This window comes from Humibacter sp. (assembly GCF_051954055.1).
Taxonomy (GTDB): Bacteria; Actinomycetota; Actinomycetes; order Actinomycetales; family Microbacteriaceae; genus Humibacter.
On sequence record NZ_JBQCIE010000060.1, the window covers coordinates 1 to 21,978 of the forward strand.

18 protein-coding genes are annotated in these 21,978 nt (G+C 68.2%); 9 read left to right on the forward strand and 9 right to left on the reverse strand.

Translation table 11 applies throughout. The features are described from left to right. Nucleotides 1-118: 118 nt before the first annotated feature. Entirely contained in the window at nucleotides 119-1,075 is a 957-nt protein-coding gene (locus ACTHNC_RS07505; RefSeq protein WP_440293975.1) for a hypothetical protein, read from the forward strand. A 160-nt stretch (nucleotides 1,076-1,235) separates the two neighbouring features. Here the strand turns inward: ACTHNC_RS07505 and ACTHNC_RS07510 are convergent, their stop codons facing one another. Next, complete coding sequence (locus tag ACTHNC_RS07510; protein WP_440293976.1) at nucleotides 1,236-2,675, reverse strand: GuaB1 family IMP dehydrogenase-related protein; 1,440 nt, start codon at nucleotides 2,673-2,675, stop codon at nucleotides 1,236-1,238. A gap of 370 nt (nucleotides 2,676-3,045) precedes the next feature. Here ACTHNC_RS07510 and ACTHNC_RS07515 point away from each other — a divergent pair, with 370 nt between their 5' ends. Next, nucleotides 3,046-6,894 carry a multifunctional oxoglutarate decarboxylase/oxoglutarate dehydrogenase thiamine pyrophosphate-binding subunit/dihydrolipoyllysine-residue succinyltransferase subunit gene (locus ACTHNC_RS07515; RefSeq protein ID WP_440294009.1) on the forward strand — a complete coding sequence of 1,283 codons (3,849 nt, stop codon included), beginning with the start codon at nucleotides 3,046-3,048 and terminating at the stop codon, nucleotides 6,892-6,894. A gap of 206 nt (nucleotides 6,895-7,100) precedes the next feature. Here ACTHNC_RS07515 and rsrA read toward each other — a convergent pair whose 3' ends face one another. Both rsrA and ACTHNC_RS07525 read right to left on the reverse strand, forming a co-directional pair. Next, nucleotides 7,101-7,343, reverse strand: a complete 243-nt coding sequence (gene rsrA, locus ACTHNC_RS07520) for a mycothiol system anti-sigma-R factor (RefSeq protein ID WP_440293977.1) — start codon at nucleotides 7,341-7,343, stop codon at nucleotides 7,101-7,103. Next, nucleotides 7,340-8,002, reverse strand: coding sequence for a sigma-70 family RNA polymerase sigma factor (locus ACTHNC_RS07525; protein ID WP_440293978.1), 663 nt, complete (start codon nucleotides 8,000-8,002; stop codon nucleotides 7,340-7,342). The genes rsrA and ACTHNC_RS07525 overlap by 4 nt, the downstream gene beginning before the upstream one ends. A 155-nt stretch (nucleotides 8,003-8,157) precedes the next feature. Here ACTHNC_RS07525 and aroA point away from each other — a divergent pair, with 155 nt between their 5' ends. The 4 genes from aroA (at nucleotide 8,158) to bcp (ending at nucleotide 12,544) form a co-directional block, all read left to right on the forward strand. Then, nucleotides 8,158-9,540 (forward strand): 3-phosphoshikimate 1-carboxyvinyltransferase, encoded by a 1,383-nt coding sequence (gene aroA / locus ACTHNC_RS07530; RefSeq protein ID WP_440293979.1) that lies wholly within the window; start codon nucleotides 8,158-8,160, stop codon nucleotides 9,538-9,540. Nucleotides 9,541-9,556: 16 nt separating this feature from the next. After that, entirely contained in the window at nucleotides 9,557-10,618 is a 1,062-nt protein-coding gene (gene rsgA, locus ACTHNC_RS07535; protein ID WP_440293980.1) for a ribosome small subunit-dependent GTPase A, read from the forward strand. A gap of 110 nt (nucleotides 10,619-10,728) precedes the next feature. After that, a complete protein-coding gene (locus tag ACTHNC_RS07540) occupies nucleotides 10,729-12,036 on the forward strand; it encodes an alpha-L-fucosidase (protein ID WP_440293981.1) in 1,308 nt (435 codons plus the stop codon). Nucleotides 12,037-12,049: 13 nt separating this feature from the next. Continuing rightward, a complete protein-coding gene (gene bcp / locus ACTHNC_RS07545) occupies nucleotides 12,050-12,544 on the forward strand; it encodes a thioredoxin-dependent thiol peroxidase (protein WP_440293982.1) in 495 nt (164 codons plus the stop codon). A 12-nt stretch (nucleotides 12,545-12,556) separates the two neighbouring features. Here bcp and ACTHNC_RS07550 read toward each other — a convergent pair whose 3' ends face one another. Continuing rightward, on the reverse strand, nucleotides 12,557-13,039 hold the full coding sequence (locus ACTHNC_RS07550; RefSeq protein WP_440293983.1) for a hypothetical protein: 483 nt from the start codon (nucleotides 13,037-13,039) through the stop codon (nucleotides 12,557-12,559). A 261-nt stretch (nucleotides 13,040-13,300) separates the two neighbouring features. Between ACTHNC_RS07550 and ACTHNC_RS07555 the strand changes: the two genes are divergently transcribed. Next, nucleotides 13,301-13,549, forward strand: a complete 249-nt coding sequence (locus ACTHNC_RS07555; protein WP_146322482.1) for a WhiB family transcriptional regulator — start codon at nucleotides 13,301-13,303, stop codon at nucleotides 13,547-13,549. 31 nt (nucleotides 13,550-13,580) lie between these two features. On the opposite strand, the gene ACTHNC_RS07560 is transcribed toward ACTHNC_RS07555, so the two are convergent. The 3 genes from ACTHNC_RS07560 to ACTHNC_RS07570 are packed head-to-tail and all read right to left on the reverse strand — an operon-like array spanning nucleotide 13,581 to nucleotide 17,064. Further along, nucleotides 13,581-15,071, reverse strand: a complete 1,491-nt coding sequence (locus ACTHNC_RS07560) for a sensor histidine kinase (RefSeq protein ID WP_440293984.1) — start codon at nucleotides 15,069-15,071, stop codon at nucleotides 13,581-13,583. A 32-nt stretch (nucleotides 15,072-15,103) separates the two neighbouring features. After that, a complete protein-coding gene (locus ACTHNC_RS07565; protein ID WP_440293985.1) occupies nucleotides 15,104-16,351 on the reverse strand; it encodes an AAA family ATPase in 1,248 nt (415 codons plus the stop codon). Continuing rightward, nucleotides 16,348-17,064, reverse strand: a complete 717-nt coding sequence (locus tag ACTHNC_RS07570) for a hypothetical protein (protein WP_440293986.1) — start codon at nucleotides 17,062-17,064, stop codon at nucleotides 16,348-16,350. The genes ACTHNC_RS07565 and ACTHNC_RS07570 overlap by 4 nt, the downstream gene beginning before the upstream one ends. 220 nt (nucleotides 17,065-17,284) lie before the next feature. Between ACTHNC_RS07570 and ACTHNC_RS07575 the strand changes: the two genes are divergently transcribed. Continuing rightward, nucleotides 17,285-17,572 (forward strand): helix-turn-helix domain-containing protein, encoded by a 288-nt coding sequence (locus tag ACTHNC_RS07575; RefSeq protein WP_440293987.1) that lies wholly within the window; start codon nucleotides 17,285-17,287, stop codon nucleotides 17,570-17,572. Between the two features lie 32 nt (nucleotides 17,573-17,604). On the opposite strand, the gene ACTHNC_RS07580 is transcribed toward ACTHNC_RS07575, so the two are convergent. Continuing rightward, a complete protein-coding gene (locus tag ACTHNC_RS07580) occupies nucleotides 17,605-18,246 on the reverse strand; it encodes a hypothetical protein (RefSeq protein ID WP_440293988.1) in 642 nt (213 codons plus the stop codon). A gap of 195 nt (nucleotides 18,247-18,441) precedes the next feature. Between ACTHNC_RS07580 and ACTHNC_RS07585 the strand changes: the two genes are divergently transcribed. Beyond that, nucleotides 18,442-18,930, forward strand: coding sequence for an Rv3235 family protein (locus ACTHNC_RS07585; protein ID WP_440293989.1), 489 nt, complete (start codon nucleotides 18,442-18,444; stop codon nucleotides 18,928-18,930). A gap of 36 nt (nucleotides 18,931-18,966) precedes the next feature. Here the strand turns inward: ACTHNC_RS07585 and secA are convergent, their stop codons facing one another. After that, nucleotides 18,967-21,780, reverse strand: coding sequence for a preprotein translocase subunit SecA (secA, locus tag ACTHNC_RS07590; protein WP_440293990.1), 2,814 nt, complete (start codon nucleotides 21,778-21,780; stop codon nucleotides 18,967-18,969). Nucleotides 21,781-21,978: the final 198 nt, after the last annotated feature.

The window sequence follows — 21,978 nt, forward strand, 5'->3', positions numbered from 1 at the left end:
GCGCCGAGTCGTCCGGCGGCAGCACACTCGCCGTCCCCAGATATGGGAAGTCGTTCGGCTTCCACATTGGAACCCTGTCCCGCAGGGAATCGTGTCCGCTCCGGACACCATGACAACCATGTCCCGCGACGACTCAACGTCCTTCATCATCGTGCGACGGTGCGAGCAGCTCGACCTCACGGACGATCGCAGGCGCCGGCGCTCGATCGGGTCCGGCGCGTGGTCTCGTGTGTCCGCCGGCAGCTACGCACGCACCGCCGAGTGGCGGGCTCTACGTCCCATCGAGCAGCACCGCGTACGCGTGGCCGAAGCGCTGCGGCGCATCCAGCCAGGTGCCGTGGTCTCTCATCTGGCTGCAGCGGCGCACCACGACATCGACGTGCTGGGGACGTGGCCGGAATCCGTCGACGTCACCGTGGATCACGCGTCAGGTGGTCGATCGACGGGCGCTATTCGCCGGCACGCGACGGGTCTCGCCGGGGTTCAGCGAGAACCGCTGGGCGAGCACGAGGTGACCACGCCGGCTCAGACCGCACTCGATCTGGCTCGCACGCTGCCGTTCGTCGCCGCGGTGACGGCGGTCGACCAGGCGATCTGGACCGGGCGACCTGGTGGTCCGCTGACAACCCTCGCGGAGATCATCGGACTTCTGGATGCCGGTCGACCGCGACGAGGAGACGCGAAGGCTCGCCGCGTGTTCGGATTCACCAACCCCGAGTCCTCAAACGTGCGTGAGTCTCAGAACTTCGTCGTCGTGGTGTCTCTCGGGTTTCCCCGACCCCTCGTGCAGTATCCACGCGTCTTGCGCAGTGGTCGGCTCGCGATCGCCGACCTCTACTTCGAGGAGCAGGACCACTGGTGCGAGATCGACGGGCGTGGCAAGTATCTCAGTCCCAAGTTCGGAGCAGAGCGCGATCCCGCTCAGATCGTCATCGACGAAAAGAACCGGGAGAACGAAATCCGCCGAGAGGTCCGTGGCTTTTCCCGTTGGGAGGCGACGGATGCCGACCGGCCGCGAGACATCTACGACATCCTCACCCAAGACGGACTTCGCTCGTCCAAACCGCGGCCCTGATGATGCTTGGCGCTACACGTACCGGCATGCGCCACAGAAATCGGAGGGTGGAAACGCCACAGGTATCGGCATCCGCTACACGAATCGGCATCCGCCACAGAACATTCCTATGGCGGATGCCGATTCGTGTAGCGCGAAGGCCCGCACGCGGCGGGCACCCCTACCAGCTGACGGGGAGCGCCTTGCCCTCCTCATAGCCGGCCGCTGACTGGATGCCCACCAGCGCCCGGTCATGGAACTGCTTCAACGTCCGCGCCCCGGCGTAAGTGAACGAGCTACGCAGACCGGTCGTGATCATGTCGAGCAGGTCCTCCACCGACGGACGCAGCGGGTCGAGGTAGATGCGCGAGCTGGAGATGCCCTCCGCGAACAGCTCCTTTCGGGCGCGCTCGTACGGGTCGAGCCGCTCGAAGCGCTGCTGAACCGCCTTGGTGGATGCCATCCCCCAGCTCTCCTTGTAGAGCCGGCCCGTCTCATCGGTCTGAAGGCGTCCGGGCGCTTCGACCGTGCCGGCGAACCAGGATCCGATCATGACGGATGCCCCGCCCGCCGCCAGAGCGAGCGCCACGTCGCGCGGGTACCGCACACCGCCATCCGCCCAGACGTGTGCTCCGAGCTCGCGCGCGGTCTCGGACGTCTCGAGCACGGCCGAGAACTGCGGCCGCCCGACCGCCGTCATCATCCGGGTGGTGCACATGGCGCCCGGCCCGACGCCGACCTTGAGGATGTCCGCACCCGCCGAGACGAGGTCGCGCACTGCCTGGTCTGTCACCACGTTGCCTGCAGCGATCGGAACGCCGAGGCGCAGCCTCGCCACCGCGTGGATGGCCCGGCGCATCGCGTCCTGGTCGCCGTGGGCCGTATCGAGCACCAGCACATCGACGCCCGACGACACCAGTGCCCGCGCCCGGCCGGTGACGTCGCCGTTGATGCCGATCGCGGCCGCGATGCGCAGCCTGCCGTGCGCGTCGACCGCGGGCCGATAGATGGTGGAGCGCAGCGCACTCGTCCTGCTGAGCGTGCCGACGACACGACCGTGATCGAGCACGGGCGCGAAGTCCAGATCGGCCGCTTCGAGCAGGTCGAAGGCGGCACGGGCATCCGGAACATCCTCCGCGTCGATCGACGGAAGCGACCCGTGCAGCAGCTCGCCGAGCCGGGCGTCGGGAAGCGCGCCAGCGAGGTCGCGGGCGGCGAGGCATCCGATGTACTTGCCGGTGTCGTCGTGCAGAACGATGCCGTGGCCGGGCAGCGGCGGAACGACGGTGAGTGCCTGCTCGACCGTCTCGTCGGGGTTCATCGCGAACGGCGAATCGAAGACGGTGGGCTGCGCCTTCACCCAGTCGATGGCCGCTTCCAGGTCTTGCGGATGCATGTCCTGCGGCAGCACGCCGAGCGCGCCGCGTCTGGCCAGGGTGGCCGCCAGGCGCGGGCCCGTTACGGAGTTCATGTTCGCCGAGACGATGGGGATGCTCGCGCCGGTCCCGTCCTCGGGCGCGAGCGAGACATCCATGCGGCTTGTCACATTCGAGCGGCTGGGCACCAGGAACACGTCCGAGTAGGTCAGGTCGTGCGTCGGCGCCGTTCCATAGAACTGCATGGAGCCAACGTTACGAGGTGCCCGAGCGGGTCGCACTCGTCCGCGCGGACCGTGACGACGCCAGCTGTGTTCGCAGCTCCGCCGCTCAACAGCCTCCATCGGCTCGGCAAAGCGAGCAAGCTCGCTCTGCTCTCGCCTCAGTCGGCTGTGCTCGCAGCTGCGCCGCTCAACAGCCTTCATCGGCTCGGCAAAGCGAGCAAGCTCGCTCTGCTCTCGCCTCAGTCGGCTGTCAAGCACCGTGCGCCGAGACGCGGCGCAGAGACGATTCGATTAGGCTTGATCCCTGGCCGGAGCGGCCGTCACCTGTGCCCTCAGTGACCTCCGTTCCGTGCGCAGATAGCCATCAACGAAGAGAGTGGGCGAAACGGCTGTGTCGAGCCAGTTGACCGGTGTAGGAACAGACGAGGGAGCATCAGGAGAATTCGGAGTCAATGAATGGCTCGTCGACGAGCTGTACGAGCAGTACATCGCCGACAAGAACTCGGTGGACAAGTCCTGGTGGCCCATTCTCGAGACCTACACGCCCGGCAAGACCGCCGCGGCCGCTCCTCCGGCGGAATCCGCCGGCACCACTGAATCGGCGGAAGCCAGGGTCGCCGCCCCCGCTCCGCAGCAGGCCGCAGCCCCGCAGGCTCCCGCCCCGCAGCAGACCGCGGCACCGCAGGCTCCCGCAGCCCCGCCCGCACCGCAGCCTCAGGCCGCCGGGGCGGCAGAGCCCGCGCCTGCGACGCAGCCTGTCGCCCGCACGACATCCGTCGCACCGCGCCCGGCTCCCGTGCCGGCCGACGCGCCCGTCACCGCTCCGCAGGGCGTCGTGCGCGAGGGCGAGAAGGCCCCTGAGGAGCCGAAGCCGGTCGTCACCCCGCTTCGCGGCATGGCCAAGACGCTGGCCACCAACATGGATGCCAGCCTCACCGTGCCGACGGCGACGAGCGTTCGTACCATCCCGGCGAAGCTGATGATCGACAACCGCATCGTCATCAACAACCACCTCGGACGCACCCGCGGCGGCAAGGTCAGCTTCACGCACCTGATCGGCTGGGCGCTCATCCAGGCGCTGAAGGACTTCCCGAGCCAGAACGTCTACTACGACGTGGTCGACGGCAAGCCGTCGGTGGTCTCCCCCGCGCACATCGGGCTCGGCATCGCGATCGACATCCCGAAGCCGGACGGCTCTCGCGCCCTGCTCGTTCCCGCGATCAAGCGCGCCGAGTCGCTCACGTTCGGCGAGTACCTGGCCGCATACGAAGACCTGGTGAAGCGCGCAAGGGCCAACAAGCTGACGGCGGATGACTTCAGCGGCGCGAGCATCTCGCTCACGAACCCTGGCGGCATCGGCACCGTTCACTCCGTGCCGCGCCTGATGAAGGGCCAGGGCTGCATCATCGGTGCGGGAGCCCTCGAGTACCCGGCGGAGTTCCAGGGGTCGTCCCTGAAGACGCTCACCACCCTCGGTGTCGGCAAGACCATCACGCTGACCAGCACCTACGACCACCGCGTCATCCAGGGCGCCGGCTCCGGCGAGTTCCTCAAGGTCGTGCACGAGCTGCTCATCGGCCAGCGCGACTTCTACGAGGACATCTTCGCCGCGCTGCGCATCCCGTACGACCCGATCCACTGGGCCGAGGACATCAGCGTCGACCTCGCCAGTTCGGTCGACAAGACCGCCCGCGTGCAGGAGCTGATCAACTCGTTCCGGGTGCGCGGCCACCTGATGGCCGACATCGACCCGCTGGAGTACAAGCAGCGCACCCATCCGGACCTCGACATCGCCACTCACGGCCTCACCTTCTGGGACCTCGACCGCCAGTTCGTCACCGGGCGATTCGGGGGCGACAAGCGCACGATGCTGCTGCGCGACATCCTCGGCGTGCTGCGCGACTCGTACTGCCGCACGGTGGGCATCGAGTACATGCACATCCAGGACCCCGCCCAGCGCAAGTGGGTGCAGGACCACGTCGAGGTGCCCTACGAGAAGCCGACGCACGACGAGCAGCTGCGCATTCTGGGCAAGCTGAACGAGGCCGAGGCGTTCGAGACGTTCCTGCAGACGAAGTACGTCGGGCAGAAGCGGTTCAGCCTCGAAGGCGGCGAGTCGACGATCGCGCTTCTGGATGCCGTGCTGCAGGAGGCCGCGCAGGACGGCCTCGACGAGGTGGCCATCGGCATGGCGCACCGCGGCCGTCTCAACGTGCTCACGAACATCGCGGGCAAGACCTACGGCCAGATCTTCCGCGAGTTCGAGGGAGCCCAGGACCCGCGCACCGTCGGCGGCTCGGGCGACGTGAAGTACCACCTCGGCACCGAGGGCACCTTCACGGGTGCGAACGGCGAGGAGATCGCCGTGTACCTGGCCGCGAACCCGTCCCACCTCGAGGTGGTCGACGGTGTTCTGGAGGGCATCACCCGCGCGAAGCAGGATCGCCGCCCGGCCGGCACGTTCCTGACGCTGCCCATCCTCATCCACGGCGATGCCGCGATGGCCGGACAGGGCGTCGTCGTCGAGACGATGCAGATGTCGCAGCTGCGGGCGTACCGCACCGGTGGCACCATCCACATCAACATCAACAACCAGGTCGGATTCACCACGCCGCCGAGCGAGGGCCGTACCTCGGTGTACGCGACCGACGTGGCGAAGGCGATCCAGGCGCCGATCTTCCACGTGAACGGCGACGACCCCGAGGCCGTCGTGCGGGTGGGCCAGCTGGCCTTCCAGTTCCGTCAGGAGTTCAAGAAAGACGTCGTCATCGACCTCATCTGCTACCGCCGTCGCGGGCACAACGAGGGCGACGACCCGTCGATGACGCAGCCGCTGATGTACAACCTCATCGAGGCGAAGCGTTCAGTGCGCCGCCTGTACACCGAGGCTCTCGTCGGTCGCGGCGACATCTCCGAGGAGGAGTACGAGCAGGCGCACAAGGACTTCCAGGAGCGCCTGGAGCGTGCGTTCGCCGAGACCCACGCCGCGCAGACCGGGTCCATCCCCGTCGTCTCCGGCGACCCGGATGCCATCAACGACCTGGAGCGGCCGGACGCGCAGCAGGATGCCCCGCGCGGCGAACTCGCGACGACCGGGGTCTCCGACTCGGTCATCCAGACCATCGGGCAGGCGTTCGACAACCCGCCGGCCGGTTTCACTGTGCACGCGAAGCTGAAGCAGCTTCTCGGCAAGCGCGTCGAGATGACGAAGAACGGCGGCATCGACTGGGCGATGGGCGAACTGCTCGCGCTCGGCTCGCTGCTGCTGGAGGGCACCCCGGTACGCCTCGTCGGTCAGGACTCCCGCCGTGGCACGTTCGTGCAGCGCCAGGCGGTTCTGCACGACCGGGTGAACGGTCAGGAATGGCTGCCGCTGGCCAACCTCAGCGACAACCAGGCGAAGTTCTGGATCTACGACTCCCTGCTCAGCGAGTACGCGGCGATGGGCTTCGAGTACGGCTACTCGGTGGAGCGGCCGGATGCTCTTGTCGCCTGGGAGGCGCAGTTCGGCGACTTCGCCAACGGCGCCCAGACGGTGATCGACGAGTTCCTCTCCTCCGCCGAGCAGAAGTGGGGTCAGCGCTCGTCGCTCGTGCTGCTGCTCCCACACGGCTACGAGGGCCAGGGCCCCGACCACTCGTCGGCGCGCATCGAGCGCTACCTTCAGCTGTGCGCCGAGGACAACATGACGGTCGCCCGTCCCTCGACGCCGGCGTCGTACTTCCACCTGCTGCGTCGGCAGGCATACGCTCGTCCGCGACGTCCGCTCATCGTGTTCACGCCGAAGGCGATGCTGCGTCTGCGCGGAGCCACGAGCGACGTTTCCGAGTTCACGTCCGGCTCGTTCCGTCCGGTGATCGACGACCCGCGCGATGTCGACAAGAACGCTGTGAAGCGCGTGCTGCTCATGGCGGGCAAGGTCTACTACGACGTCAAGGCGGAGCTCGACAAGAATCCGGATGACCGCGTCGCGCTGGTGCGTGTCGAGCAGTACTACCCGTTCCCGGGCGACGAGCTGAAGTCGGTGCTGGCGTCGTATCCGAACGCGGAGTTCTTCTGGCTGCAGGACGAGCCGGAGAACCAGGGCGCGTGGATCTACATGGCGCTGTCGGCCGCGAAGGCCGGCCTGCCGCCGTTCGGCGTCTTCTCGCGGGCGGCGTCCGCTTCCCCGGCCACCGGCTCGGCGAAGCGCCACGCGCAGGAGCAGTCCGACCTGATCAAGCGCTCCCTCACCCTCTAACACCGCCAACAGAGAGAGGGGGACCACGCCGAATGGTCGCGGTCCTCCTTTTTCTCATTCCCTCAACCGAACGGCGAGCAAGCCTTCGGTGGGATGTGCTCAGGGCTCAGGTGTCCCTCGCCGAGAGACTGGCATTGGGTCTGGCAGGAGCGCCGCGAAGCGACGCGGGGGCATGTCTCTCGGCGAGGGACAGCTGAGCCCGATGCTTAATGAGTCGACTGAATGCTCCGCAGTCGCGCCAGCACCTGAACACGTAGCTGTTCCGGTGCCGTCTCCTTGCACGCCCGCTGCACGACTTCCGTGAGCACCATGCCGACGTGCACCTCGCCCTGGCAGTCGCTGCAGTTCTCCAGGTGCTCCCGGATGTCCGCAGCATCGTCGGCCTGCAACTCGTGGTGCAGGTACTCCTCGATGTCCTTCTTGGCCTTTTCGCAGCCGCAGTCGCTCATGTGGTGCTCCCGGTGTTCTGCACGGCGTCGGCCTTCTGCTGGGCATCCTTCTGGGTGTCCCTGACAGCGCTGAGGCCTCGTTCGTGCGCGTAGTCCGTCAACAGCTCCCGGAGCATCCGCCTGCCACGGTGCAGACGGCTCATCACGGTGCCGATCGGGGTCTTCATGATGTCGGCGATCTCCTGGTAGGAGAAGCCCTCGACGTCGGCGAGGTACACCGCGAGGCGGAAGTCCTCGGGGATGGCCTGCAGCGCGTTCTTCACGTCGGAGTCGGGGAGGTGGTCGATCGCCTCCGCCTCGGCCGAGCGGGATGTCGCCGACGTGGCGGATGCAGCGCCGCCGAGCTGCCAGTCCTCGAGCTCGTCGATCGGGTTCTGGTAGGGCTCGCGCTGCTTCTTGCGGTACGTGTTGATGAAGGTGTTCGTGAGGATGCGGTACAGCCAGGCCTTCAGGTTGGTGCCCTGCTTGAACTGACCGAACGCCGCGTACGCCTTGACGAACGTCTCCTGCACGAGGTCTTGGGCATCCGCCGGGTTGCGCGTCATGCGCAACGCCGCCGCATACAGCTGGTCCATGAACGGGAGCGCCTGCTCTTCGAACAGGGCGCCGACGTCCTTGGCTGATTCGTCGCGCGTGTTTTCCTCGTGTGGAGTCGACATCACGGCCCAGTCTAGGCCGGGCATCACGGTGCGAAGACCGCGCTGACGGGCGACGGATCGGAGCGACGGGGTCGTCAGCGGGGCTTCGAGCAGCGCCTGGGCCATCCGTGCATTCACCTCCGTGTCGTCCGGTCGATCGATACTCTTGACAAGCGATGTTGATCTCGAAATATTCCGCGCCGGACTTCGACCCCTACGGCGACAAGAAGCCTGAGGAGCCGGATGCGCTCTGGCCGGCGCCCACGGCAGCCGGCCCCCTGCAAGCGCGCCTTGCGCTGCCCGGCTCGAAGTCCATCACGAACCGCGAGCTCGTGCTGGCGGCCCTTGCGGATGCCCCGTCGCTGCTGCGTGCCCCGCTGCACTCCAGAGACAGCGCGAACATGATCGCGGCTCTGCGGGCTCTCGGCACTCGGATCGAGGAGCGGGACGGCGCAGGACGATTCGGCCCGGACCTTCTCGTCACACCGGGCGAACTGACCGGGAGCACCACGATCGACTGCGGGCAGGCGGGCACGGTTATGCGCTTCGTGCCGCCCGTCGCGGCGCTGGCGCTCGGTCCCACCACGTTCGACGCCGACGATTCCGCGCGGGGACGCCCGATGGGCGGCATCGTCGCGGCGCTGCATGCCCTCGGCGTCGACATCGACGACGACGGCCGCGGCGGGCTCCCGTTCACTGTGCACGGTACGGGCCGCGTGATCGGCGGCGCGATCGAGATCGATGCGTCGGCATCGAGCCAGTTCGTCTCGGCGCTGCTGCTGTCGGCGGCCCGATTCGACGAAGGGCTCCGCCTCACCCACGTCGGCGATCGGCTGCCGAGCCTACCGCACATCGAGATGACGATCGATGCGCTCGCCCGCCGCGGGGTGACGGTGCAGAGCCCGCGCATCGGCGAATGGGTCGTGGAGCGGGGTTCCATCGGCGGCCGCGATGTCGACATCGAGCCCGACCTCTCCAACGCCGCGCCGTTCCTCGCCGCCGCTCTCGTGACCGGCGGCAGCGTCACGGTGACGGGCTGGCCGGATGCCACGACACAGGTGGGCGCCGACCTCGCGGGCATCCTTCCCGCTTTCGGCGCCACTGTGGAGCGTGCGGAGGGCGACCTGACCGTGCGCGGCGGCGACGGCATCCGCGGTGTCGACCTCGACCTCACGACCGGCGGCGAGCTCGCGCCGACCGTCGCCGCGCTGGCCGCCCTCGCGGACTCCCCCAGCACCATCACCGGGATCGGGCACATCCGTCACCACGAGACGGACCGGCTCGCCGCCCTTGCCACCGAGATTCGGGCGCTCGGCGGTGAGGTCGACGAACTGGACGACGGGCTGCGGATCACGCCACGCCCCCTGCACGGCGGCGTCTGGCACAGCTACGAGGACCACCGCATGTCGACCAGCGGCGCGCTGATTGGGCTGGCCGTGCCGGGCATCCAGATCGAGAACGTCGAGGCGACGCACAAGACGCTTCCGCAGTTCACGGAGCTGTGGCAGTCGATGGTCGGCCACGCCGCCGTCTCCCACGCCCGGTTGGCGACGACGTGAGCGGAGCACAGGCCGCGTGAGCTGGTGGGACACCGACGACGACGAGGATGAACCGTACGGCGAGTACGACGAGTCGTCAGTGCGTGTGCGACCGAACCCGAAAGGCAGCCGTCCGCGCACGAAGACCCGGCCGGAGCACGAGGACGCGGTCGTGGGCCGGGTGCTGGGGGTCGACCGGGGCCGCTACGCCGTGCTCGTCGACGAGAACACGACGGGCGAGCACGAGGCGATCGCCGCCAGGGCGAGCGAGCTGCGGAAGCAGGCGGTCGTCACCGGGGACCGCGTCGACCTGGTCGGCGACACGAGCGGTGAGGAGGGAACGCTCGCGCGCATCGTGCGCATCCGTGACCGCAGCACGCTGCTGCGCCGCAGCGCCGACGACACGGATGCCGTCGAGCGCGTCATCGTCGCCAACGCCGATCAGATGCTCATCGTGGTGGCCGCGGCCAATCCGGAGCCACGCACCCGCCTGGTCGACCGCTACCTCGTGGCTGCGTACGACGCAGGTATCGAGCCCCTGCTGTGCGTGACCAAGACCGATCTGGCCGATCCAGGGCCGTTCCTGGCGAACTTCGCGGGGCTGGACCTGCCCGTGTTCCTGAGCACCACGCTTGCACAGGATGCCCGTGCCGGCATCCCGCTCGACGAGCTGTTCCACGCGCTGGCCGGCCACGACACGGTCGCGGTTGGGCACTCGGGCGTTGGCAAGTCGACGCTCGTGAACGCGCTCGTGCCCGGGGCGGATCGCGCCACCGGTCACGTGAACGAGGTCACCGGGCGCGGCAGGCACACGTCGTCGTCGACGGTGTCACTGCGGCTGCGCTCCCCCTACGGCGACGGCTGGATCATCGACACCCCCGGCGTGCGCTCGTTCGGGCTGGGACACGTCGACCCTGCCAACATCCTGCGCGCGTTCACCGACCTCGCGGCGATCGCCGAGAACTGCCCGCGCGGCTGCACCCATCTGCCCGACGCACCGGACTGCGCGATCATCGAGGCGGTTGATGCCGGCGAGCTCGGCGAGCGTGGCCACGCCCGCCTCGACTCACTGCAACGCCTTCTCGCCACGTTCCGCTGACTGATCCCGCTGCACATCGGATGACTGACGACTCTCACTGTCGTCGGCCGTGAGAACATGACAGGATTGACGTCTAAACATCCGATCAATCCCCCGCACGAGGAGTGCCCATGCACGACCGCTTCGCTCGATCCGAGTGGTTCCGTCACGATCGTTTCGGCCTGTTCATCCACTGGGGTGCGTACGCCGTACCGGCGCGCGGCGAGTGGGCGCGATCGTTCGAGCGGATCAGCGTGGAGGACTATCAGCGGCACGTCGACGCGTTCCAGCCCGACTCGTTCGACCCGGGCGCGTGGGCGGACGCCGCGGTGGCCGCCGGCATGAAGTACGCCGTGCTCACGGCGAAGCACCACGACGGGTTCTGCCTGTTCGACTCGAAGCTCACCGACTACAGCACCATGCACAACGGGCTCGGTCGCGACGTCGTGGCCGAGTTCCTCGACGCGTTCCGCTCGCGCGGGCTCAAGGTGGGCCTCTACTACTCACTGCTGGACTGGCACCACCCCGACTACCCGGCGTACGGCGACGCGTACCACCCGATGCGCGACGAGGTCGCATGGAAGGACCGCACGCACGACTTCGACCGCTACCTCGAGTACCTGCACGGGCAGGTGCGTGAGCTGTGCACGAGGTACGGGCAGCTGGACATCCTGTGGTTCGACTTCTCCTACGACGACCTGACGGCCGAGAAGTGGCGGGCGACCGAGCTCGTCGACATGGTGCGCGAGCTGCAGCCGAATGTGATCGTGGACAACCGGCTGGAGGCATCCGGAGCGCAGAAGGGCAGCATCGTCACGGATGCTCCGACGCCGTTCAGCGGGGACTTCGCGTCGCCGGAGCAGATCATCCCGACCGAGGGTGTGCGCACCGAGAGCGGCGAGCCCGTTCCGTGGGAGGCGTGCATCACGCTCAACAACCACTGGGGGTACAACGCGTTCGACATGCTCTGGAAGCCGTCCGAGCTGGTCGTGCGCAAGCTCGTGGAGTGCGTCTCGAAGGGCGGGAACCTGCTGCTGAACGTCGGGCCGGATGCCCATGGCCGGTTCCCGCAGCCGGCCGTCGACATCCTGCGTGAGGTCGGCGCGTGGCTGCGTGACAACGGTGAGAGCGTCTACGGCGCGGGCGCCAGCACGCTGCCCAAGCCGGAATGGGGCCGCTACACGCAACACGGCGACACCGTGTACGCGCACGTGCTCGAGGCGCCCGTCGGGCCGCTCGCGCTCACGCCGCTGCGTCCCGACCAGGTGGCGGACATCCGTCTGGTCGCCGACGGAACCGACCTGCCGTTGGCGGGCGGCTGGCACTCGCCGGAACTCAACGAGAACGCGCTCGTCGCGTTCGGGCCGGATCAGACATCCACCTATCCGCTGCCCGACCCGGTCGACACGGTTCTCGCCGTCAGGCTGAGCGGGCGTTGATACCGTGAAAAGCATGAGCGACGCTTCCACCACCCCTACTCCCCGACTCGCCGCCGGCGACACGGCACCGGACTTCACGCTTGTCGATCAGGACGGCGCCGAGGTGTCGTTGCACGACTACGCGGGCCGGAACGTCGTCGTCTACTTCTACCCGGCCGCGATGACGCCGGGCTGCACCAAGGAGGCGTGCGACTTCCGCGACAACCTGAACTCGCTCGCGGCGGCCGGCTACCAGGTGCTGGGCATCTCGAAGGACGACCCGGCCACGCTCGCGAAGTTCCGCGATCGTGACAACCTCAACTTCCCGCTGCTGTCGGACCCCGACCTCACGGTGCACAAGCTGTACGGCGCCTACGGCGAGAAGTCGCTCTACGGCAAGGTCGTCACGGGCGTGCTCAGGTCCACATTCGTGGTGAACGAGGACGGCAGCATCCGCCTCGCGCTCTACAACGTGAAGGCCACCGGCCACGTCGCGTCGCTGCGGAAGAAGCTCGGGCTCGCCGCCTGATCGGCCGGGCCGTCAGCCGTTCTTAGGGTCGGACCCGGTTGCGGGGTCGCCCTCGGCCGGCGCCGTCTCGCGCGCGGTCACCCTTGTGACCTGTGGTGCGACCACCAGGCCGATGCCGACCGCGGCGATCACCAGAAGCCCCCAGCCCGCCTGCGGCACCGCTGTGACGCCGGTGAAACATCCGACCGCGATCGCGAGCACGAGCAGGTGCCAGGTGATCGTGGATGCCCGCATCCACGACCTCCTGCGCGCCGCCGCGACGGTCGTCAGCACCAGCCACAGGGCACAGAGCGCAGCGATGATGAGCAGCGCGATTCCGCTCGCGACATCGGATGCCGTGGCCTCTGCGGCCTGCACCGCGAGCCAGATCACGAGCGCGATGACCGCGAGAGACTCGAGCGCAAGAAGTGCGACGAGGCATCCGAGCAACGCCGGAAACGACTTTTCGGGCCGGTCAACGCCGATATCGGGCGATTGTTTCCGGTCTGTGTTCACAGCGTTATCCCAATCGAAACTCTTGATTTGCCACTACCAGTATGCGAGCATTTCTTGGTCGAGTTGTCGCTCACAGGGTGGTGGGCAGGTGTCCATCTGAAGAGGAACACAGTCCACCAGGTACAAGGGTCCACCAGGAACCGAGCCCGTCGGTACGGGGTCCGCCAAGATCATCACCCTGACTCGTCGCTTACCCGAATTCATGACCATTCGGTCATGCCCGGGCGTCACACGACGCACGCTATTTAAGGAGCACCCCCTATGGATTGGCGCGACAAAGCCGCCTGCCTGACAGCCGACCCGGAACTCTTCTTCCCGGTGGGCAACACGGGACCGGCTGTCGAGCAGATCGAAAAGGCGAAGGCCGTCTGCGCCCGGTGCACCGTGACAGAGACCTGCCTGCAGTACGCCCTGGAGACCGGCCAGGACTCGGGCGTGTGGGGCGGTCTCTCCGAAGACGAGCGCCGCGCTCTGAAACGACGCGCCGCGCGCGCACGCCGCGCTTCCTGAGCGCGCGCACGCCGCGCTTCCTGACGCGCTGTTACGCCTTGCGCAGGTAGCGCAGCGGCACCTCGATCGTCACCTCGGTACCCGTGCCCACCATGGTGTGCCAGTCGATCGTTCCGCTCAGCTCACCCTGAATGAGCGTGCGGACGATCTGCGTTCCGAGTCCGTCGCCGACCTTGCCCTCGGGCAAGCCGGAGCCGTTGTCCTTCACCTTCACGGTGAGAGTCTCCGGCGACCGGTGAGCAATGATCTCCACCTCGCCTGAGCGGCCTGCAAGACCATGCTCGACGGCGTTCGTCACCAGCTCGGTGAGCGCCAGCGCCAGCGGGGTCGCGTACTCGCTGGGCAGCTCACCGAAGCTGCCAGACGACTTCGGATGCACCGTCGTGTTGTGCGTGCTCGCCACCTCCGCGACGAGCAGCAGCACCCGGTCGAACACGTCGTCGAAGTCCACGATCTGGGCGAGACCCTCGGAGAGCGTGTCGTGCACGACCGCGATCGCCGAGACGCGGCGCATCGCCTGACCGAGGGCATCCCGTGCCTCCTCGGAGTGCGTGCGCCTGGCCTGGATGCGCAGCAGCGACGCCACCGTCTGCAGATTGTTCTTCACCCGGTGGTGGATCTCGCGGATCGTCGCGTCCTTGGTGATGAGCTCCTGCTCCTGGTGCCGCATCTCCGTCACGTCGCGGCACAGCACGATCGCGCCGGTTCGTTCGCCGTGCGTGCGGATCGGGATGGTGCGCAGCGACACCGTCACCCCGCGCGCCTCGATGTCGGTGCGCCACGGTGCGCGTCCGGTCACGACGAGCGGCAGCGACTCGTCGACGACGGAGTTGCCGGTGAGGAGCCTGGTCGTCACCTCGGCCAGCGACTCGCCCTCGAGCTCCTCGGTGAAACCCATGCGGTTGAACGCGGAGAGCGCGTTGGGGCTGGCGAAGGTCGTCACGCCGTCCACATCGAGGCGGATGAGCCCGTCGGATGCCCGGGGCGCGCCCCTTCGAGGACCGGCAGGTGCGCCCAGATCCGGAAAGTCGCCGGTGGCGATCATGCCGAAGAGGTCGTTCGCGCACGCGTTGAACGTCAGCTCCTGCCGGCTGGGCGTGCGGGCCTCGCTGAGATTGGTGTGCCTCGTCATGACGGCGATCGGGGTGGGCACGACCTGCGCACTGGATGCCGACACCCGACGGAACACCGGGATCGCACGCACTCGGGTCGGCATCTCCTCGTACCAGTCCGGGGCGTGCGAGTCCACGATCGCGCCCGCCTCGAACGCCTCGGTGGCCAGCCCCCGCCATTCCGCGCGGATCGGTTGGCCGACGAAGTCGCGATAGAACAGCGTGGCGGCACTCGAGGGGCGGGAGTGCGCGACGGCGATGAACCCGTCGTCGGTGGGCACCCAGAGCACGATGTCCGCGAACGCCAGGTCGGCCAGCAGTTGGCAGTCGCCGACGAGCAGGTGCAGCCATTCGATGTCTTCTGGTGTCGAACGGCCGTGCGCGACGACGAGATCACTGAGCGTGGACATCGCTTCAGTTTATGGCGCCGCGACCCTCGCATTTACGCAGGTTCGGAGACAGGACGCGGCCGCGCGGCGCGACGCCGTCGGCCGTGCTGCGGTTCTGGCTCCGGCGCGAGCTCGCGCTCGACGAATCTGCGCAGGGCGGCCCGCGCGGGCGACTTGGGCGACGCATCCCGCAGCGTGCGTCCGGTGAGCACGGCGAGGTCGAAGCCGGCCGGATCGTCCGGGATCAGTGCGGCCGGCTCCAGGCCGCCGAACCGCAGCAGCGTCGAGGCGACCTGAGCGAACGGATTGGCTCCCACGGCGGATGCCCGCACCCGGTTCACGAGCACGTGCGGCGGCGGCTCCGGTGCCGCTTCGACGAGGTCGCCGAACGAGCGGAGAAACCGGGAAAGACCCACCGGATCCGCGAGGCCCACCGCGATCACGTCGTCCGCGCCGTGCAACGCGGCCAGCGTCGCCGCATTGCGTCGCGGTGCGAACATGTCGCTGGTGATCTCCTCGTCGGTCTCGAGGTTGAACCCCACGTCGACCACGGTGTAGTCCACCCAGCTGCGGCACTGGGCGAGCACTCGCTCCACCCGCTCCGATGTCAGCTCCGGCCAGCGAGTGGCACGGCCGATGCCGGTGAGCACCCAGAACGCCCCACGCGGACTGGCGTAGCGCTGAGCGACGCGGACCAGCTCGTCGTGAGTGAGCGAGTCGGATGCCGCGAGGCGACAGGCGGCGGCGAATCCCGGCGCCTCGTCGAGCAGACCGAGCGCCGGAGCCGTCGCCCCGCCGTAGGGGTCGGCGTCGGCGAGCGCCACGCTGTGCCCGAGCGCCGCGAGCTCGGCAGCGATCGCGATGGCGACCGACGTGCGCCCCGGCGCTCCGGGCGGTCCCCAGACGGCGATGACGCGCGAGGCATCCTCTCGGCCGAGGGGGCCGCCGGCGCGGGACGGAATGGCGCGCACGCCGCGAAGGCTCGGCTCCAGTTCGGTCCAGTCGGCCGTCGCATCCAGCGAGTCGTACACGCCCAGCGCGAGGGCGTGCCGTCGCTCGGACTCCCCCGCCGCCAGAACGACGAGCCGGATGCCGCCGCGATCGCACGCGGCGACCACCTCGGCCGAGAGGCGCCCGCGCCCGGCTCCGACGACGGCGACATCGACGTCACGCGCGGCAAGGGCCGCGACCAACTCCCGGCCTGCCGTGGTGCGCACGGTCACGAGGTGACCGGATGCCGTCGCCTCTGCGTTCACGCGCTCCTGGGTGCGCCTGTCGAGGCAGAGCGCGATGGCGGTCATCCGTCACCTCGCGCAGGAGCGGCGGGATCGGCGACATCTCCGGTGCCGGTGGGTGCAGGCGTGCTGGATGTCTGCGGCGCGGAGCGGGACGCCGCAGCATCCGGGCTCGCCGGCACTACCGAGATCACCTGTCCGTCCGCGATCGCCTGCAGAACCGTCGCCACCCTGGCGGCGGGCACACGAAGCTCGACGGACACGGAGCCGCGATCGGCGACGAGGGCTTCGTCGTGCACGATCGAGACCACGACGGCGCCGGAGACGAGCACGGCCGGTGGCTTGTAGTTCTTGTCGTTCGCGGGGTGCGCGGCCCAGACATCCGCGGTCGTGCCCGCGGCGACCGCCGCCGATACCGGCCCGGATGCCTTCACCACCACGCTCGTGAGCGAGGCGTCCGACGCGCCGCTGAGCGCGGACGCCGGTACGAGCTCACCCTTCGGCACCGAGCGCACCACCACCTCGTCGGGCTGCAGTCCGCCCGCAGCCAGATAGCGGTCCGACTGCGGCACGCGCACGCTGACGAGCTCCACATCGCCCGGCGACACCCGGTCGCCTGCCACGAGCGTGGTGCGAGCCACGTACACCTGCACACTGCGGTTCTGCGCGCTCAGCAGCACGCAGACGCCCACGACCGACGCGACGATGAGCAGGATGCCCACCGCGAACCTGGGGTCGAACCAGAACCTCCTGGGCTTGCCGTCCGCTGCTGCGCCCATGCGCCCTCCCCGCTTCCACTTCTCGTTTCCACTCGCGCGCCACCCGGCCGCTTCCACACGTTTCCCACCTGCCGACTCCCGTAACCCTGAACGTCTTCTCAGCCGTCCCGGCCGTGTTTCTGCGGCAGCGCGTGAGTCCATCGTGCCGATCCTGGACAAGTCGTAGGAAAGTTATCCACACCGTCGGGGCGACAAAGCCGCTCCCGCCATAATCGAAGGCATGACCGCCGACCGATCGGATGATGTGACGCGCTTCCTGACGGTCGGCGACGCCGCCGAACTGCTCAAGGTGACGCCGGGCGACGTCGTCGGTCTGATCGAGACCGGCGAACTGCCGGCCATCCGTGTGGGGCGACCAGGAGCGTGGCGCATCGAGCGAATCCAGCTCGAGGCGTACATCACGGCGATGTACGAGGAGACGCGCAGGCGCGCGCTGTGGGAGCAGTCGGATCTGGCCTCGATCCCCGAACTTTCCGGAGGCCGGGTCATCTGGCCCGACCGGGACTGACCGCGCCTCGAGCCGCGCGCTGAGGACGACGCTCAGACCCGTACGAGGATCAACGACGCCATGGGCACGATCCGGGTGCCGCGCACGTTGCTGGGCCGCCGCGGCGACCCGGGGTCGTGCAGCGCGAGGTCGAAGTGGTCCCTCGCCACTCGGTCGATCGTGCCGTGCAGCACACCCGACCGGGTCGTGACCGTGAGCGGGCTGCGTCGCCTCGCGAGGTCGCGCAACGCGAACGCGAGGCCGAGCCTGTCGATGAGGCGCGGCGCGGCATCCGGCGTGCGCGACGCATCCGGATCCGGCTCCGCGTGCAGGCTGTCGGCGAGCTGTGCATCGTCCAGACCGACCGAGGCGATGGCGTCCAGTGGCACCAGCGCGCGAATGGATGCCCGATGTGCGCCCATCTCCTCGCGCTCATCCGCCACGAGGTCGCCGGAGACCCAGTCCCGGCCGAATGTCACCGGGAGCAGGCGGAGGGTGCTTCCGTCCACCAACCAGAGGCGCAACGGAGCAGCACGTCGCCCCTTGTCGACTTCGGATGCCGCGCGCATCCGGTTGCGTAGCGAGAGCCGTCCGAGCCGTAGCCGTTCCTCTTCAACGCGGAGCTCGAGGTCCTCGACGCCGAGTTCGTGTTCGAGCTGACTCTCCAGGTCGTCGAACAGGTTGTCCCAGCGCATGAGAAGCCAACGTAGTGCTCCTGGCGCCGCGCGCGAAGGGATTATCAACAGGGCACGAACGCCGTGGACCGAATTGTCTGGCCACTGGTTGAGTGACATGCCAAACACCCCCGAAGGCGGGGGTTCTGGCGCATCCGAAGCGTCGTCACTCCTGCCTTCGTGAACCGCCGAGGCACCCGACCGCAGGGAGTACCGATGAGCCAGGCAACGCTGCCGCTTCCGTCGCACGACCCGTCCGAGAACGCGCGACAGGCGTCAGACGGCGCGGCGTCGCATCCTCGGGTGCCGCTCAGCCACGGGCTAGGCGACGACTTCTTCATGGCTCAACCCTCGCGTCGAGCGGAGCTGCCCGATCCCGAGCCGCTGCTGACGAACCTGGCACGATGCATCCTCGAGGTGCTGGCCGGGGCGCGTGAACTGGAGCAGCTGAACCGCTGGGTCACCGACGAGGTGTATGCGACGCTCTTGCACCGCACTGTTCTCGCCGAGCGGGCGCGACGGGTGAAGGGCCTGAAGGCGGTGCGCCCAGCGCTCAGCGTGCTGAGCACGCACATCAGCGAGCCGCGCGACGGCGTGGTCGAGGCGACCGTCGTCGTGCGCAATCCGGTCAGGGTGCGCGCCGTGGCCATCCGCCTCGAAGGTCTGGACAGGCGCTGGCGCGCCTCAGCCATCAGCGTGCTCTGAGCCGAAGCCCCCTGGCGCGGCAACCGAGGCAAGCCGTCAGCGGCGGCGACGCTCCTGGGCGCGACGCTCCGCACGGTTCATCGGCTCGGCCTCCGGTTCGGCACGCTGGCCGAACGCCCCCCGTGAGGCGCTCTGCTGCTGTTGCTCGGCGACGGCCTCCTCCTGGGCGGCGAGCTGACGGCGACGAGCCCGCTCCGCGCGCTCGGTGGCTGCGCGTTCGACCTGCCCGCGCTGGTTGCGCACTTCGACGCTGCCGTCGTCGCTCGGAGCGGAGTAGCTGAGACGCTGCTGCTCGTTGGCGGCAGGCGCCAGCCCCTTGGCCTCCACCTCGGTGACCTCGCCCGCTGCCTGCGTCACCTCGACCTCGAGGTTGAACAGGAACCCGACCGATTCCTCGCGGATCGCACCCATCATCTGCTGGTACATGGCGAAGCCCTCGCGCTGGTACTCCACCAGCGGGTCGCGCTGGGCCATGGCGCGCAGACCGATGCCGTCCTTCAGGTAGTCCATCTCGTACAGGTGGTCGCGCCAGCGGCGGTCGATCACGGACAGAACGACCCGGCGCTCGAGCTCGCGCATGGCCGGGGAACCGAGCTGCTCCTCGCGGCGCTGGTACGCGAGCCGGGCATCCGAGAGCACCTCGCGCTTCATGTACTCGCGGTTGACCCTGCCCTTGTTGCCCACCTCGGCGATGACCTCGTCGATGGTGATGCCCACCGGGTAGAGCACCTTGAGGTCGGCCCAGAGCGCGTCGAAGTCCCAGTCATCGGCGTTGGCCTCTGCGGTGTGCTGGTCGATGACCTCGGTGATCACGTCTTCGAGGAACTGCTGCACCCGCTCGTGCAGGTCGTCGCCCTCGAGGATGTGCCGACGGTCGTTGTAGATCGCCTCGCGCTGACGATTGAGCACGTCGTCGTACTTCAGCACGTTCTTGCGGATCTCGGCGTTGCGCGCCTCCACCTGCGCCTGGGCGGAGCGGATGGCGCGACTCACCACCTTGGACTCGATCGCCAGATCGTCTGGCACGTTGCTGCGGCCCATCAGGCTCTCGGCGGCACCGGCGTTGAACAGCCGCATGAGATCGTCCGTGAGCGAGAGATAGAAGCGGCTCTCGCCGGGGTCGCCCTGGCGTCCGGAACGTCCACGCAGCTGGTTGTCGATGCGCCGGGATTCGTGACGCTCGGTCCCGAGCACGTAGAGCCCGCCGACCTCGATGACCTTCTCGGCCTCTTCGGCGACAGTCTCTTTGACCCGCTCGAAGACGGCATCCCACTCCGCCTCGTACTCCTCGGGAGTCTCCACCGGGTTGAGCCCGCGGGCGTTCATCTCGGCCACCGCGATGAACTCGGCGTTGCCGCCGAGCATGATGTCGGTTCCGCGGCCGGCCATGTTCGTGGCGACCGTCACCGCTCCGAGCCGCCCTGCCTGGGCGACGATCGCGGCCTCACGAGCGTGGTTCTTCGCGTTCAGCACCTCGTGCCGCACGCCCTTCTTGGCCAACAGGCGCGAGAGGTACTCGCTCTTCTCGACGCTCGTCGTGCCGACGAGAACCGGCTGACCCTTCTTGTTGCGCTCGAGGATGTCCTCGGCCACCTGATTGAACTTGGCCTCCTCGTTCTTGTAGACGAGGTCGGGCATGTCCTTGCGGATCATCGGCTTGTTCGTCGGGATCGGGACCACACCGATCTTGTACGTCGACATGAACTCCGCGGCCTCGGTCTCGGCGGTACCCGTCATGCCGGACAGCTTCTTGTAGAGACGGAAGTAGTTCTGCAGCGTCACCGTGGCGAGCGTCTGGTTCTCCGCCTTGACCGGCACGCCCTCCTTGGCCTCGATGGCCTGGTGGATGCCCTCGTTGTAGCGCCGACCGACCAGGATGCGGCCGGTGTGCTCGTCGACGATCAGCACTTCGTCGTTCATCACGACGTAGTCCTTGTCGCGCTTGAACAGCGCGTTCGCCTTGATCGCGTTGTTGAGGAACGAGATGAGCGGCGTGTTGGCCGACTCGTAGAGGTTGTCGATGCCGAGGTAGTCCTCGACCTTCTCGATGCCCGGCTCGAGCACGCCGACCGTGCGCTTCTTCTCGTCGACCTCGTAGTCGACCTCCGGCTGCAGACGGGTCGCGAGCCTGGCGAACTCGTTGAACCACCTGTTGGCCTCGCCGCTGGACGGGCCGGAGATGATGAGCGGCGTGCGCGCCTCGTCGATGAGGATCGAGTCGACCTCGTCGACGATGGCGAAGAAGTGGCCGCGCTGCACCATGTCGGATGCCTGCCACGCCATGTTGTCGCGCAGGTAGTCGAACCCGAACTCATTGTTCGTGCCGTACGTGATGTCGGCGAGGTACTGCTCGCGGCGCTCGTCGGGCGTCTGCCCCGCCAGGATCACGCCGGTGGTCATGCCGAGGGCGCGGAACACGCGGCCCATCAGCTCGCCCTGGTAGCTGGCCAGGTAGTCGTTCGTCGTGACGATGTGCACGCCGCGGCTGGCGATGGCGTTGAGGTAGGCGGCCGTCGTGGCGACGAGCGTCTTTCCTTCACCGGTCTTCATCTCGGCGATGTTGCCGAGGTGCAGGGCAGCGCCGCCCATGATCTGCACGTCGAAGTGCCGCATGCCGAGCGTTCGCACTGCTGCCTCGCGCACGGCGGCGAAGGCCTCGGGCAGCAGGTCGTCGAGCGACTCGCCGTTGCCGTACCGCTCGCGCAGCTCGACGGTCTCGTGGCGCAGGTCCTCGTCGGTGAGGGCTTGGAAGTCTTCCTCGAGCGCGTTAACGGCGCGGGCGTACGCCTCGAGCCGCTTGAGCGTGCGGCCCTCGCCGACACGCAGCACCTTTTCGAGAACTGAGGCCACTGATGCACTCCAAGTGTTTTCGGGGGGAATGCCGCTCAAGGGCATCCGTCGTCCCGGGTTGACGGTGCCGGCCCACCGGACGGCAACGCCACTCATGTTACCGGGCTGTGACCTGGCGATGCCGGATGCCCTCTGGGCGGTCGCTGGAGGTTCGCCGCAACGATATCGCCGGCCCCGTAGCGGCGAAGCCGCTTATCG